Origin of the sequence: Arthrobacter sp. STN4 (genome assembly GCF_024539665.1) — a bacterium.
Lineage (GTDB): Bacteria > Actinomycetota > Actinomycetes > Actinomycetales > Micrococcaceae > Specibacter.
The window spans coordinates 40,584-54,992 of the sequence record NZ_JAKZGX010000004.1 but is presented as its reverse complement, the minus strand read 5'-3'; the positions used below and the strand labels follow the sequence as shown (position 1 = coordinate 54,992).

At 71.5% G+C, this 14,409-nt stretch carries 11 protein-coding genes; 8 read left to right on the top strand and 3 right to left on the bottom strand.

The genetic code is table 11. The features are described from left to right. Positions 1-173: 173 nt before the first annotated feature. Genes MMF96_RS04780 through MMF96_RS04770 form a run of 3 tightly spaced genes read left to right on the top strand, consistent with a single transcriptional unit; the run spans position 174 to position 5,475 of the window. A complete protein-coding gene (locus MMF96_RS04780) occupies positions 174-1,613 on the top strand; it encodes an MFS transporter (RefSeq protein ID WP_375141402.1) in 1,440 nt (479 codons plus the stop codon). After that, positions 1,613-3,769, top strand: a complete 2,157-nt coding sequence (locus MMF96_RS04775; protein ID WP_256882730.1) for a molybdopterin oxidoreductase family protein — start codon at positions 1,613-1,615, stop codon at positions 3,767-3,769. Before MMF96_RS04780 ends, MMF96_RS04775 begins: the two co-directional genes overlap by 1 nt. After that, positions 3,766-5,475 (top strand): FAD-dependent oxidoreductase, encoded by a 1,710-nt coding sequence (locus tag MMF96_RS04770; protein ID WP_256882729.1) that lies wholly within the window; start codon positions 3,766-3,768, stop codon positions 5,473-5,475. The genes MMF96_RS04775 and MMF96_RS04770 overlap by 4 nt, the downstream gene beginning before the upstream one ends. 120 nt (positions 5,476-5,595) lie before the next feature. On the opposite strand, the gene MMF96_RS04765 is transcribed toward MMF96_RS04770, so the two are convergent. Continuing rightward, the gene (locus tag MMF96_RS04765) at positions 5,596-6,972 is read right to left on the bottom strand and encodes an NAD(P)H-quinone dehydrogenase (protein ID WP_256128018.1); all 1,377 of its coding nucleotides are present in this window, start codon (positions 6,970-6,972) and stop codon (positions 5,596-5,598) included. Between the two features lie 156 nt (positions 6,973-7,128). Here MMF96_RS04765 and MMF96_RS04760 point away from each other — a divergent pair, with 156 nt between their 5' ends. From MMF96_RS04760 to MMF96_RS04740, 5 genes are all read left to right on the top strand, one after another. Beyond that, positions 7,129-7,950 carry a purine-nucleoside phosphorylase gene (locus MMF96_RS04760; protein ID WP_256882727.1) on the top strand — a complete coding sequence of 274 codons (822 nt, stop codon included), beginning with the start codon at positions 7,129-7,131 and terminating at the stop codon, positions 7,948-7,950. Positions 7,951-8,206: 256 nt separating this feature from the next. Continuing rightward, the gene (locus MMF96_RS04755; RefSeq protein WP_375141401.1) at positions 8,207-10,006 is read left to right on the top strand and encodes a phospho-sugar mutase; all 1,800 of its coding nucleotides are present in this window, start codon (positions 8,207-8,209) and stop codon (positions 10,004-10,006) included. A 140-nt stretch (positions 10,007-10,146) separates the two neighbouring features. After that, complete coding sequence (locus MMF96_RS04750) at positions 10,147-10,785, top strand: DUF1992 domain-containing protein (RefSeq protein ID WP_256882726.1); 639 nt, start codon at positions 10,147-10,149, stop codon at positions 10,783-10,785. A 105-nt stretch (positions 10,786-10,890) separates the two neighbouring features. Continuing rightward, on the top strand, positions 10,891-12,108 hold the full coding sequence (locus MMF96_RS04745) for a YihY/virulence factor BrkB family protein (protein ID WP_256882725.1): 1,218 nt from the start codon (positions 10,891-10,893) through the stop codon (positions 12,106-12,108). Next, entirely contained in the window at positions 12,098-13,504 is a 1,407-nt protein-coding gene (locus tag MMF96_RS04740; protein WP_256882724.1) for a mycothione reductase, read from the top strand. The genes MMF96_RS04745 and MMF96_RS04740 overlap by 11 nt, the downstream gene beginning before the upstream one ends. Before the next feature lie 128 nt (positions 13,505-13,632). On the opposite strand, the gene MMF96_RS04735 is transcribed toward MMF96_RS04740, so the two are convergent. Together MMF96_RS04735 and nirD are read right to left on the bottom strand one after the other, a co-directional pair. Further along, positions 13,633-13,848 (bottom strand): DUF2945 domain-containing protein, encoded by a 216-nt coding sequence (locus MMF96_RS04735; protein WP_176617855.1) that lies wholly within the window; start codon positions 13,846-13,848, stop codon positions 13,633-13,635. 86 nt (positions 13,849-13,934) lie between these two features. After that, complete coding sequence (gene nirD, locus MMF96_RS04730; RefSeq protein ID WP_256882723.1) at positions 13,935-14,360, bottom strand: nitrite reductase small subunit NirD; 426 nt, start codon at positions 14,358-14,360, stop codon at positions 13,935-13,937. Positions 14,361-14,409 lie beyond the last annotated feature (49 nt).

Below are 14,409 nucleotides of genomic sequence, written 5' to 3'. Positions count from 1 at the left end.
CATCATATGGACGGCCCTTGACGCGGGCGCCGGACGGGGGCGCACGCCCTCACGGCGCCGGCCGCGGCCCGGTGAGGGAGATGTCACAGCGAGTTCACACCGGGTGACCGCCCCGGAAACGGCGGACCCATAGCGTCAATGGCAGCAACTGTTGTCAACGCTGGAGGTCACACGTGAACGTCGACGCAACAACGGGGCCGGCCCCCGCTGCCACAGCCCCGGCTGCGGGTGTGGGCTGGCCGCGCACCAAGGGCAGCTGGATCCACGGCTGGGACGCCGAGGACACGCAGCAGTGGGAGGGCGGCGGCCGCGCCATCGCGACGCGGAACCTGCGCTGGTCCATCGCCTGCGAATTCCTGGGCTTTGTGGTGTGGCAGCTGTGGTCGATCGTGGTGGTCTACCTGCCCGCGGCCGGCTTCCACTTCAGCTCCGCCGAACTCTTTTGGCTGATCTCCATGCCGTCCCTGACGGGCGCCACGCTGCGCATCCCCTACACCTTCATGGTGGCCCGCTTTGGCGGGCGCAACTGGACCATCACCTCCGCGCTCCTGCTGCTGGTGCCCACACTGGGCCTGGCGGCCTGCACGGCCAACCCCGGAACCCCGTTCGGCGTGATGCTGGCCGTGGCCGCGCTGGCCGGGCTGGGCGGCGGCAACTTCGCCAGTTCCATGGCGAACATCACCCACTTTTTCCCGGCCCGGGAAAAAGGCTGGGCGCTGGGACTGAACGCGGCCGGCGGAAACCTGGGGGCCGCCGTCGCACAACTCATGGTCCCCGTGGCCGTCACGGCCCTGGCCGCCGGCACGCTGGGCCTGCCGCTGGCCGGGCTGGTGTGGGTGCCGCTCATCGCCTTGGCGGCCTGGGGTGCGTGGAAATACATGGACAACCTCTCCGGCGCCACGTCGGACATCGCCGGCTCGCTGGCCTGCCTGAAGGAACCGCACCTGTGGATCCTGGCACTGCTCTACGTGGGCACCTTCGGCTCGTTCATCGGCTTCTCCGCCGTATTCCCGAAGCTGATCGTGGACAGCTTCGGCCCGCACGTGGGGTTCACGCTGGGCACCGCCACCATCTCGCTGGCGTTCCTGGGCGCCCTGGTCGGTTCGCTGGCCCGCCCGTACGGCGGCAGGCTGGCCGACCGCTGGGGCGGCGCCCGTGTCACGGTGGCCTGCTTCGCCATCCTGGCCCTGACCGCCCTGGCCCAGCTGCTCACCCTCCCCCTCGGCAGCTTCCCGCTGTTCATCGCCCTGTTCCTGGTGCTGTTCGCGGCCGCCGGGGCGGGCAACGGCTCCACCTACCGCATGATCCCGGTCGTCTTCGCCCTCCGCTCGCGCAGCCGGGGCGGAGGCCCGGGCGGAGGCCCGGACGGGAGCCCGGGCGGAGGCCCCGGCGGAGGCCCGGCACGCCGGGCCGCGGCCGCACTGGGCCTCATTTCCGCCTTGGGCGCGTATGGCGGCTTCCTGGTCCCGCAGGTCCTCAACGCCTCCCGCCTGGCCACGGGCAGCTATGCGGGTGCGTTCACCGGCTTCGTGGCCGCGTACCTGCTGCTCATGGCCGTGACCTGGTTTACCTACCTGCGCCGCTCGCCCGCCGCGTCCCTGGCCGGGATCTGATGGGCACCCCCACGCACTGCCCGTACTGTGCGCTGCAGTGCGCCATGACGCTCACCCCCGCGGCCGGCGGGCCGGAGGTTGCCGGCCGCGACTTCCCCACCAACCGCGGCGGGCTCTGCCGCAAGGGCTGGTCGTCCGCCGCGCTCCTGGGCCACCCGGAACGGCTCACCACCCCCCTCCTGAGGGCGGACGACGGCGTGCTCCGCCCCGCCAGCTGGGACGCGGCACTGGCGCGGGTGGCCGCCCAGGTCACGGCGACCCGGGCCGCCCACGGCGCGGACGCCGTCGGCGTGTTTGGCGGCGGCGGGCTCACGAACGAGAAGGCGTACCAGCTGGGCAAGTTCGCCCGGCTGGCGCTGGGAACGTCACGGATCGACTACAACGGCAGGTTCTGCATGGCGTCGGCTGCGGCGGCCGGCACCCGCGCCTTCGGCCTGGACCGGGGGCTGCCGTTCCCCGTGCAGGACTTGGACGGCGCCCACACCGTCCTGCTGCTGGGCTCCAACGTTGCCGAGACCATGCCCCCGTTCGTGCAGCACCTGCAGGGCGCCCGGGCCTCCGGCGGCCTGGTGGTGGTGGACCCGCGCCGCACCGCCACCGCCGACTTCACGGCCGACGGCGCCGGCCTCCACCTCCAGCCCGTCCCGGCCACCGACCTGGCCTTGCTGCTGGGCCTGTGCCACATCGTGATCCACGAGGGCCTGGCGGACACGGCCTACATCGCCCAAAGGACCACCGGCTACGCCGCGCTGGCCCGCAGCGTGGCGCCGTGGTGGCCCGAACGCACCAGCGCCGCCACCGGCGTGCCCGTGGCGCAGCTGCGCGAAACCGCCCGGCTGCTGGCCGAGGGCGCCCGCCGCGGCGGCAGCTACATCCTGACCGGCCGCGGCGTGGAGCAGCACGTGGACGGCACCGACACCGCCACGGCCGCCATCAACCTGGCCCTGCTGCTGGGCCTTCCCGGCTCGGCATACAGCGGCTACGGCACCCTGACGGGGCAGGGCAACGGCCAGGGCGGGCGCGAACACGGCCAGAAGGCGGACCAGCTGCCCGGCTGCCGCAAGATCTCCGACCCGGCCGCCCGCGCCCATGTCGCCCGCGTCTGGGGCGTCGGGGAAGCGGCGATCCCCGGGCCGGGTATTCCCGCCGTCGAGCTTCTGGCCTCGCTGGGACGGCCCGGCGGGGTCCGGACGTTCCTTGTGCACGGCGCCAACCCGGCGGTGTCGGCGCCCGACGCGGCGCGGGTCATTGAGCGCCTGCGCAGCCTGGACGCCCTCGTGGTGTGCGACTTTTTCCTGTCCGAGACGGCGGCCCTGGCGGATGTGGTGCTGCCCGTGCTGCAGTGGGCCGAGGAGGACGGCACGGTGACCAACCTCGAGGGCCGCGTGCTGCGCCGCCGGTCCGCCGCCGCGCCGCCGCCCGGGGCACGCTCCGAGCTGTGGATCATGGCGGAGCTGGCCGCCCGGCTCGATGCGCCGTCCACCTTCAGCGATGATCCCGAGGCCGTGTTCACCGAGCTGCGGGCGGCGTCGGCCGGCGGTCCGGCGGACTACTCGGGCATCGACTATGCCATGCTCGACGCCGGGGAGGCCGCGTACTGGCCCTACCCCGCCGGCAGCACGGGGACGCCGCGGCTGTTCCTGGATGCTTTTGCGCACGATGGCGGCCGGGCCGCCCTGGTGCCCGTCTCCCCCGCCGTCGCGGGCCGGGGCGCCGTCGCGGGCCGGGGCGCCGCCGCGGGCCGGGGCGCGGGAACCCGGGACGCGCCGTTCGGCGCCGACGCCGGCCCCGGCACGCTGGCACTGGCCACAGGGCGGCTGCTGGAGCACTACCAGTCCGGCGCGCAGACCCGCCGCGTGCCCGAACTCGCGGCGGCCCGCCCGGAGGCGCGGCTGCTCATCCACCCGGCCACGGCCACGGCACGCGGCATCGCCGACGGCGGGCCCGTGACGGTGTCCAACGCCCGCGGCGCGGTGCACTGCACGGCCGAATACAGCACGGCCCAGCGCCTGGACACGGTGTTCCTGCCGTTCCACTTTTCGGGCCGGCAGAGCGCCAACCTGCTCACGTCCCAGGCCACCGACCCAATCTCGGGAATGCCGGAGTTCAAGACCAGCGCGGTCGTGGTGGCGCCGGCCGGAAGGGGCCAGGCATGACACGAATCGATTCAGCCGCGCCGGCTGCACGGGAAGCGGCAACAGGCACGCCGCACGTGGTCATCATCGGTTTTGGCCCGGTCGCCGCCCGGCTCGTCGACGGGCTGCTCGCCGCGGTCCGGACCGGCGCGCTGGCCGTGACGGTGGTGGGCGATGAGCAGCACGCCGCCTACAACCGCGTGCTGGTGGCGGACCTTGGCGTGGGCCGGACCACGGTGGATGCCATCACGCTGGCGGATACAGCGGAACTCGAGGCGGCCGGCGTCGTGCTCCACCTGGGCCGCTGCGTGCGGCGCGTCGACCGCGCCCGCCGGCTCGTGCACCTTTCCGACGGCCCCGCCGTCCACTACGACCGCCTGGTCTTCGCCACCGGCGCCCGGCCCGTGGTGCCGAACCTGCGCGGGCTCAACCCGGACCCGGAGCTGCCGGTGCGGCTGCCGGCCGGGGTCACGGCCCTGCGTGACCTCAAGGACGCCGCAGCCCTGCACCGGGCCGTGCTGGGCGGGCGTCGCGTGGTGGTGCTCGGCGGCGGGATCCTGGGCCTGGAGGCGGCGCTGGCCGCGGCGGAGGAGGGCGCCCGCGTCACGGTGGTCCACCACGGCGCCCACACGCTGGGCCGCAGCATCGACGCCGACGCCGGAAAGGTCCTGGCCGCCGCGTTGCGGGCCCGCGGAATCGAGGTGGCGGCCAATGCCCGGTCGACGGCGGTGGTCCTGGCCGGGACTGCCGTCGGTGGTGCTTCTGCGGGGGATAGTGGGACTGGCGGGGACGGTGGGACGGGCGGCCGGCCTGTTGCCCCGGGGCCGTCGTTTTCGGCCCTGGAGCTCGACGGCGGCGGCACCGTTTCCGGGGACATGCTGGTCCTTTCCTGCGGGGTCCGGCCGCGTACGGAGGTGGCGGCGGGGTCCGGGCTCCGGACGGGCCGCGGCATCCTGGTGGACCATTCGCTGCGGGCACACCACGATCCCCACGTGTTTGCGATCGGCGACTGCGCCGAGGTCCGCTGCCCCGACGCCGGCTGCCGCGAGTGCGCTGGCAGCGCCGGGCCGTTGGGCCTGATCGGCCCCGGCTGGCGGCAGGCGGACTGGCTGGCCGGGTTCCTGGCCGGACCCGCGGAGCCGGCCGGACCCGCGGAGCCGGCCGGACTTGGGGAGCCGGCACCGCCGCTGCCCGCCGAGCACGCGCCGGTCATGCTGCTCAAGGCCCGCGGCGTGGACGTGGCGGCCGCCGGAAATGTGGCAGCCGGGCCGTTTGACAATTTTCCCGCCGGCTCCCCGGACAGTTCCGCTGCCGTGGGTGGGAGCGCCGGGGCGCCGTTGCGCGTCAGCGTGTGGGCGGACCCGGAACACGGCAAGTACGTGAAGATGGCCACCCGGGACGGCGTGTTGGAGGGGTTCGTCAGCGTGGGCATGCCCCGGGCTGCGGCCGAGCTGGTGCTGCTGTTTGAACGACGGGCCGAGCTTCCCGCCGACAGGTCGGCCCTGCTGGTCCTGGATGGTGCAGGGCTGCCGGCGCGCAATGATCCCGCGCGGACGGTGTGCCGCTGCGCCGGCGTCGACCAGCAGGCCATAGCGGCCGCCGTCGCCGGGGGCTGCGCCACGGTGGCCGAGGTTTCCGCCACGACCAGGGCGGGCACGGGCTGTGGCGGCTGCCACGGCGACGTGCGGGCCCTGATCGAGCAGCATTTCCAAGCCGCCCCGGCTTAACCCCACCAACCTCAACTAGGTCGCAGTTATTACAGAATTCGGCCCCGGAAGGCCCCTTTTTCTGCAATAACTGCGACCTAGATGTCCACCAGGCGGCCAGGAGGTTGCCGCTTGCCCCTGCTACATGTGGACGTGGAGGCGGCGGGCCGCCTCTGCAATGGAGCCGGACAGCGAGGGGTAGACGGTGAAGGTGTTGGCGACGTCGTCCACGTGCAGCTTTTGTGCCACGGCCAGCGAGATCGGGAAGATCAGCTCACAGGCTCCCGCACCCACCACCACGCCGCCGATCACGGTGCCGGAGCCCTTGCGGGCAATGATCTTGACGAAGCCGTCGTTGACGTTGCGCATCTTGGCCCGCGCGTTCGTCTGCAGCGGCAGCTTCACCACGTCGCCCTGGTAGCGGCCGGATTCGAGGTCGGCCTCGGAGACGCCCACGGAGGCGATTTCCGGGGAGGTGAAGATGTTCGAGGAGACCTGGGTCAGCTTGAGAGGGCTGACGCCGTCGCCCAGCAGGTGCGCCACGGCGATGCGGCCCTGCATGGCGGCCACGGAGGCAAGCGCCAGCACGCCGGTGCAGTCACCGGCGGCGTAGACGTTCGGCGCACTGGTGCGGGAGACGCCGTCGACCTTGATGTGGCCGCTGGGCGTCAGCTCCACGCCGGCCGCTTCCAGGCCCATGCCGGAGGTGTTGGGGATGGAGCCGACGCACACCAGGCAGTGCGTGCCGGTGACCTGGCTGCCGTCGCCCAGGGTGACCGTGACGCCGTCGTCCGTGCGCTCCACGGACTGGGCGCGGGAGCGCGACAGCACACGCAGGCCGCGGCGCTCAAACACCTGCTCCAGCACGGCGGCGGCGTCCGAGTCTTCGCCCGGGAGCACCTGGTCGCGGCTGGAAATCAACGTGACCTTGGAGCCGAGGCCGTTGAACGCGGAGGCGAATTCGGCGCCCGTGACGCCCGAGCCCACCACGATGAGTTCCTCGGGCAGTTCGTCGAGGTCGTAGATCTGGGTCCAGTTGAGGATGCGTTTGCCGTCCGGCCGGGCCGAGGGGAGCTCGCGGGGGTGGGCGCCGACGGAGACCAGCACGGCGTCGGCCTTGAGGATTTCCTTCGTTTCCCCGCGGTCCACCTCGATGGTGTGGGGATCGAGCATGCGGCCGGTGCCGATGATGATGGTCACGCCCAGCGCTTCGAGGCCGCCGCGGATGTCCGTGGACTGCTCCTTGGCCAGCTTCATCACGCGCTGGTTGACCTGCTGGAGATCGGCGCGCAGGGCATCCTTCACGTCGTCGGCATTGAAGCTCACACCCAGTTCGGCGGAGTCAATGCTGCGGTTCATGGACTCGGCCGTGGCAATGAGCGTCTTGGAGGGGACCACGTCGGTCAGCACGGCGGAGCCTCCCAGGCCGGCCCGCTCCACGATGGTCACCTTGGCGCCCATCGAGGCTGCGACCATGGCTGCTTCGTAGCCTCCGGGCCCGCCTCCGAGGATCGCCAGGCTGGGGACGGCAAAGGGCTGGTTTACATCTTGATCGCTGGTCACAATTGAACATTCTCGCCTATTCGGGCACAGGCACCAAGTTCTACGAGGTGGCGAATTTTGCGGCCGGCCGTCCCTTGGCGTGGCCCGCGCAGTTGCCGGTAGGTTGGTCTGGTGAACACCCAAGAAACTTTCCCCGAAACCGACCCCGCGGAGCTGGCCCGCCAGGCTGCCGCCCACATTGCCCAGGCCACCGGCGTCGAACAGCATGACCTGGCCCTGGTGCTGGGCTCCGGCTGGGGCGAGGCGGCAGGTCTCATCGGCGAGACCACGGCCACGCTCAACGCCGCCGAGGTGCCCGGCTTTTCCGCCCCCGCCGTCGTGGGCCATGTGGGCACCCTCACCTCGATCCGCACCCCCGACGGCCGGAACGTACTGGTCCTGGGCGCGCGGACGCACTTTTACGAGGGCAAGGGCGTGCGCGCAGTGGTGCACGGGGTGCGCACGGCAGCGGCCGCGGGCGCCAAGACGGTGGTGCTGACCAACGGCTGCGGCGGCCTGAACGAGGCCTGGGCGCCGGGCACGCCGGTGCTGATCAGCGACCACATCAACCTCACCGCCACCTCGCCACTTGAAGGCGCCACCTTCGTTGACCTGACGGACCTCTATTCCGCCCGCCTGCGCGCCGTGGCCCGCGAGGTTGACCCGTCGCTGGACGAAGGCGTCTACGCCCAGTTCACGGGGCCGCACTATGAAACCCCCGCCGAGGTGCAGTACTCGAAGCGGATCGGGGCCGACCTGGTGGGCATGTCCACCGCGCTGGAGGCCATTGCCGCCCGCGCCGCCGGAATGGAGGTCTTCGGCATCTCCCTGGTAACGAACCTTGCCGCCGGCATCAGCCCCGTCCCGCTCAGCCACGCCGAAGTGCTCGACGCCGGCCAGGCCGCCGGCCCGCGCATCTCCCGGCTCCTCGCGGACATCATCGCCCGGCTGTAGGGCCGGTTTCGTTGGGTGCCGGCCGTGGGGAACGGGCCGTGGTGGGCCGGCAGGGCGCCGTCGCGACCTTATGCGCCGAATCCATCCGCGGGTTTTGCGCATAACGACACTCTTATTTGTTTATGCGCCGGACCCGGCCCGGGTTTGGCGCAACTTGTCCACTGGCGCCAAACTGGCAACGGGTCCGGCGCATAACGGCACGGGCCCGCCACCCCGGCCGCAGCGCAGAACGGCACGCAGCCGCTAGATTGGTTGCGTGACCCATTCTTCGCAGACCCGTTCCGAGTCCACGGCCGCACTCGAAACTGCCGCCCTGACTGCCGCGGCCTCCCAGTGGGCCGCCCACGATGCCGACCCCGGAACGGCGGCGCAATTAACAACACTCGCGCGCCGCGCGGCCCACACCCCGGAGGCGGCCGCCGAGCTCGCGGACAGCTTTGACGGCAACCTGCAGTTTGGCACGGCCGGGCTCCGCGCCGTCATGGGGCCGGGCCCGAACCGGATGAACCGGACAGTGGTGCGCCGCGCCGCCGCGGGGGTGGCCGCCCACCTGCTGGACCTGGCCCGGCAGGCCGCGCCGGAATACACCCCGCGCGCCGTGGTGGGCTACGACGCCCGGCACAACTCGCGGGACTTCGCCCGGGACACGGCCGCCATCTTCACGGCCGCCGGCATCGAGACATTCCTGCTGCCGGCTCCCCTGCCCACGCCGGTGCTCGCGTTTGCCGTCCGCCACCTGGACTGCGAGGCCGGCGTCATGGTCACGGCCAGCCACAACCCGGCCAAGGACAACGGCTACAAGGTCTACCTCGGCGGCCGCGCCGTGGCGCCGGAGGCCCGCGGCGTGCAGATCGTGGCCCCGCACGACGCCCAAATAGCCGCCCACATCGCCGCCGTGTCGCACACCGCGGAGGCCGGCGACACGTCCGCCATCGCGCTGGCGGACAAGGGCTGGACAGTGCCCGGCGCGGACCTTGTGGACAGCTACAAGGCTGCCGTCACGGCCCTCGCCGACCCGGAAAAGTTCCCCGCCCGTGACCTGCGCATTGTCCACACGTCCATGCACGGCGTGGGCCACGAGACCGCCCTGGCCGTGCTGGCGGGGGCTGGCTTCACGGACATCCACCCCGTCCCCCGGCAGTCCGCCCCGGACCCGGACTTCCCCACCGTCGCCTTCCCCAACCCGGAGGAGCCCGGGGCACTGGACCTGGCGTTCGCCCTGGCACACGAGGTGGGGGCCGACGTCATGCTGGCCAACGACCCCGACGCCGACCGCGCCGCCGTCGGCGCCCTGGACCCGGCCACCGGCCAGTGGCGCAAGTTCCACGGCGACGAGGTGGGTGCGCTGCTCGGCGCCCACCTGGCCTCCCGCGGCGGCCGTGCCGAAAAAGGTGCGACGCCGGATGCCTCCCGGGTGCCCGTGTTCGCCAACTCAATTGTCTCCAGCAGGCTGCTGGCCCGGATTGCGTCCGCCGCGGGCTACCTGCACGTGCAGACCCTCACGGGCTTCAAGTGGATCTCGCGGGTGCCCGGCCTGGCGTACGGCTATGAGGAGGCGCTGGGCTACTGCGTGGCTCCCGAGGTGGTGCGGGACAAGGACGGCATGTCCGCCGGGCTGCTCATCGCCGAGATGGCCGCTGCGCTCAAGGCGGAGGGCCGGACGCTGTTTGACGTGCTGGACGACCTCGCCCTGGAGCACGGGCTGCACGCCAGCGACCAAATCAGCATCCGCGTGGAGGACCTTGGCGAAATCACCGCCATGATGGCCCGGCTGCGCGCTGAGCCGCCCGCATTCTTTGACGGGTCCCCCGTGTCCGGGTTCACCGACATGTCCGTGGCGACGGCGGAACTGCCCGCCACCGATGCCCTGCTGTACCTGACGGGGAAGGGCAGCCGGGTGATCGTGCGGCCCAGCGGCACCGAGCCCAAGCTCAAGTGCTACCTGGAGGTCATCGTGCCCGTGGCCGGGCGCGCGGAGCTGGCGGCGGCGCGGCGTGAGGTCTCCCGTGCGTTGGCGGCTGTCTCGGCCGATGTCAGGGCTGCGCTCGGCCAATAACGGGACTGCGTTCCAGGGCCGTTGACCGCTGCCCGCGCCGCTGCCTGCGTGGGCCGGCGTTCCGGGGCCGTTGACCGCTGCCCGCGCCGCTGCCTAGGCTTGATTACAGGCAATTCGCGGCACGGGATTGGAGCGGCCCGATGGCAAACCGCAACAGGCGGCCGAGTGCGCGCGACCATGCCCTCGAAGTGGCCAGGTACCGCGACGTCCGGGACGCCGCGGCCACGCCGATCCCGGTCGACGAATATTCCCAGGCGGCGGGCCGCACGCTGGATGCGGAGGGTGCCGTGCAGGACACCGCACCGCCGCGTTTCCACGAATCAGACCAGGTGTGGGAGGTTGCCAACAACGCCGTTGAGGCGGCCATGGCCCGCGGTGACTTTGACAACCTGGCCTACGCCGGCAAGCCCATTCCAGGCCTGGGCGGCACCGACGATCCGGACTGGTGGATCAAGGGCCTGCTGCAACGTGAGCATGTCAGCGGGCTCGGTCCCCCGGCTCTCATGCTCCGCAAGGAAGACGCCGAACTTGAGCAAACCCTGGACGCCGAATTCTCCGAGGCGCAGGTGCGTGCCATCCTGGCCGACTTCAACCACCGGATCATCGAGGCCCGCCGACAACTGATGGGCGGCCCGCCTGTGACCACCCGGCTGCGGGACATCGAGGCGGAACTCGCCGCATGGCGTGACCGGGCCGCGGCCCGCCGGCCCGCAACCCCCGCCCCGGCGCCCGAGCCTGCCCGGGGCAGCCGCATGGCACGGCTGTTCCGGCGCCAATAGCTCGGTGCCAACGGGCCGCAACACACAGGCTGAAGGAAAACGGCCCCGCCGCGGCACGCGCTAGGGTAAAGCCATGCCCACGGCCCGCATGGAAGGGACTGTCCGATGAACCAGCACGCCGCGAACGCCGGCACGGCCCTTGCCCGTGCCGGGTCACCGTCCCCGGAAGAGCCGCCCAAGCCCGAGGAGCGCAAGCCCGAGGAGCCGCACAGCCTGCCGGCCCGGTCCTGGAAATACGTGGCCAAGCGGGCGGTTGGGGAGTTCAGCTCCGACGGCTGCACGGACCTGGCCGCCGGGCTGACCTACTACGGGGTCTTCTCGCTCTTTCCGGCCATCCTGGCCCTGGTCTCCATCCTGGGGCTGGTGGGCCAGGCGCAACAAACCACCACGGTGATGCTGGAGCTGGTGGGGCGGCTGACCGACAAGGAGGTGGCGGACACCGTTGGCGGGCCCATCAGGGCGCTGGCGTCATCATCCGCCGCCGGCTGGACGTTCGCGCTCGGCCTGGTCACGGCCCTGTGGTCGGCGTCCGGCTATGTGGGCGCCTTCAGCCGGGCCATGAACCGCGTCTACGGAATCCCGGAGGGCCGCCCGGCCTGGAAGCTGCGGCCCGCCCTGCTGCTGGTGACCCTGGCCGCCGTGCTGCTGGCGGTGGCAATCGCCCTGATGCTGGTCCTCTCCGGGCCGGTGGCCAAGGCCATTGGCGGCGTCATGGGCGTGGGCGATGCAACCCTTTCGGTGTGGAACCTGGCAAAGTGGCCGGTGGTCGCCGTCCTGGCCATTGTGCTGATCGCGGTCCTGTACTACTTCACCCCCAACGTCCGCCAGCCCAAGTTCCGCTGGATCAGCATCGGGGCGGCCGTGGCCCTGGTGGCCATGGTCGTGGCGTCGGTGGGTTTCGGTTTCTACGTGGGCAACTTCTCCCGGTACGACAAAACCTACGGCACCATTGCCGGGATGATCGTGCTGCTGCTGTGGATCTGGATCCTGAACCTGATGCTGCTCTTCGGTGCCGAGGTGGACGCGGAACTGGAGCGCGGCCGCCAGCTCATGGCCGGCATCAAGGCCGAGGCCTGGCTTCAGCTGCCGCCCCGGGACACCGCAGCCAGCGTCAAAAGGCGCGAAAAGGAGGAGCAGCTCGTGGCTGAGGGCAGGTCCCTGCGCCGGCAGGCAGCCCCCGACCCCGTTCCCAGCGCAACCCCGGAAAAGCACGCCCTGTGGTGGACCGCGGGGGTGGGCGCCGCCGTCGTGCTGGTGGCAGCGGTGCGGCGGCGGAACGGCGCAGCCAGGACAGCACGGGAAAGGGCACACAATGGACGTTGAACATTTTGACCTCGTCATCGTCGGCACCGGCTCGGGCAACACCATCCCCGGCCCGGAATTCGACGCACTGCGCATCGCCATCGTCGAGGACAACCTCTTCGGCGGCACGTGCCTGAACGTAGGCTGCATCCCCACCAAAATGTTTGTCCATCCCGCCGAACTCGCCGACGCCCCGCGCCACGCCCGGCCCCTCGGCGTCACCACGGAGCTGCACGGCGTGGACTGGGCCGGCATCCGCGACCGCATCTTCACCCGCATCGACGCCATTGAGGCGGCCGGCCGCAGCTACCGGGAGGGGCCGGCGAACCCCAATGTCACGGTGTTCGCCGGCCACGGCAGGTTCACGGGCCCCCGGACCCTGGCCGTCCACCTGCACGACGGCGGCACCACGGTGATCTCGGGCGCCCGGTTTGTGCTGGCGGCCGGGTCCCGCACCGTGGTGCCCCCTGTCGAGGGACTGGACGCGGTCCCGTTCCACACCTCGGACACCGTCATGCGCATTGACCGGCTCCCCGCCAGTGTGGCGATCCTGGGCGGTGGCTATATCGCGGCGGAGTTTGCCCACATCTTTGCCTCGTACGGCTCCCAGGTCACGCAAATTGTGCGCGGCCCGGCCCTGCTGCGCCACCACGACGCGGACATCTCCAAGGTCTTTACGAAGGAGGTCTCGGGCCGGTACACCGTCCTGCTGGAGACGGTGCTTGAGAAGGCGGCGCAAGGGGGTCCCGGCGTCGAACTTCAGCTCAAGGGGCCCAACGGGACATCCTCCGTGGCGGCGGAGCTGCTCCTCGTGGCCACGGGGCGGCGGCCCAACTCGGACACCCTGGACGTGGGGAACGCCGGGGTTGACGTGGATTCGGAGGGCAGGGTGGTGGTGGACGCCTTCCAGCGCACCACGGCCGAGGGGATTTTTGCGCTGGGCGACCTCTGCTCCGACTACCAGCTCAAGCATGTGGCCAACCATGAGGCGCGCGTGGTCAGGCACAACCTGCTCCACCCCGACGCGATGATGGAGGCAGACCACCGCTATGTGCCGGCCGCGGTGTTCAGCGAGCCGCAAATCGCGTCCGTGGGGCTGACGGAGGAGGAAGCCCGGGCGCAGGGCGTGGCGTACGCGGTGAAAAGGCAGGACTATGCGGACATCGCGGCCGGCTGGGCACGGGAGGACAAGGGCCACTTCCTGAAGGTGCTGGCGGATCCGGCGACCGGGCTGCTGCTGGGCGCACACGTCATCGGCCCGGAGGCGGCCACCGTGATCCAGCCGCTGATCCAGGCGATGAGCTTCGGGCAGGCCGCGCACGATGTCGCCCGCGGCCAGTACTGGATCCACCCGGCCCTGAGCGAGTTGGTGGAGAATGCGCTGCTGGGGCTGCCGGAGCCGGGGCCGGAGGGGTAGCCGGGCGGGGGCGCGTGGCCGGGCGGCATCACTGACATCGGGGACAACTCGCGAGAACGGTGTTGGCCATCACCTTCCTCGCGGGTTGTCCCCTTCCTCGGCGAAGTGGGGCGGCCCGGGAGGCATCGTCACTCCCGGATTTTCTGCAGCGCGCCACCCTTGTGCATGGCGATGTGGTCTGTCTTGCTGCTCTTGATTTCATATTGCGGGTCCTCGGGCGTGCAGCGGCGCATGTGCCCCTTGTAGTCGACGTCGCGGGTGTGGACCTTGGTGATGGTCCCTTCCACCCAGCCGGCCTCCGAATTCCACCGCACGTGGTCGCCCACCGAAAATTGATGTGCCATGGTAGCGATTGTGCCTGCTCCCGCCGGGGAGGGCAACGGCGGGAGCAGGCGACGCCGGGCGTGGGCCGGGCGGGGCCGGGCCGGTGCTACAGCTCGACCTCAACGGCACCGTCGACGACGCGCACCGGGTAGGTGCCCAGGCGCAGTTCGGGGTTGCCCAGGCACTCGCCCGTGGCCAGGCTGTAGACCTCCTTGTGAAGGGGCGAGGCGATGGTGTGGGTGGTGCCGCGCGAGCCGACAATGCCGCGTGCCATGACGTTGGCCCGGGTGGCCGGATCGGCGTGGGAGACGGCGAACACGCTGCGCTCCCCCACCCGGAACAATGCCACCTGGCGGCCGCCGATGAGAGCGGCCTCGCCCCAGGAATCGTCCAGCTCGGTGAGCGGGCAGACCCGGTGCCACGTGGCCGCAGCCCGCGGCGCGGAATGCGGCGCAGCGTGCCGGGCGCCGCCGTCCGGCACCGAGTGCAGGGCGGAGCCGGCTTCCACGCGGGTTTCCATCAGCGTTTCCATATGCGTTTCCTTATTGCTCGGGGCACGGGCGGCTCGGGGCACGGGTGCC

What these genes read in the sequence shown, in the direction of transcription:
- MMF96_RS04775 (WP_256882730.1), top strand. Translation starts at nt 1,613, where the DNA reads ATGGGCACCCCCACGCACTGCCCGTACTGTGCGCTGCAGTGCGCCATG.
- MMF96_RS04770 (WP_256882729.1), top strand. Translation starts at nt 3,766, where the DNA reads ATGACACGAATCGATTCAGCCGCGCCGGCTGCACGGGAAGCGGCAACA.
- MMF96_RS04750 (WP_256882726.1), top strand. Translation starts at nt 10,147, where the DNA reads ATGGCAAACCGCAACAGGCGGCCGAGTGCGCGCGACCATGCCCTCGAA.
- MMF96_RS04745 (WP_256882725.1), top strand. Translation starts at nt 10,891, where the DNA reads ATGAACCAGCACGCCGCGAACGCCGGCACGGCCCTTGCCCGTGCCGGG.
- MMF96_RS04740 (WP_256882724.1), top strand. Translation starts at nt 12,098, where the DNA reads ATGGACGTTGAACATTTTGACCTCGTCATCGTCGGCACCGGCTCGGGC.
- MMF96_RS04735 (WP_176617855.1), bottom strand. Translation starts at nt 13,848, where the DNA reads ATGGCACATCAATTTTCGGTGGGCGACCACGTGCGGTGGAATTCGGAG.
- nirD (WP_256882723.1), bottom strand. Translation starts at nt 14,360, where the DNA reads ATGGAAACGCTGATGGAAACCCGCGTGGAAGCCGGCTCCGCCCTGCAC.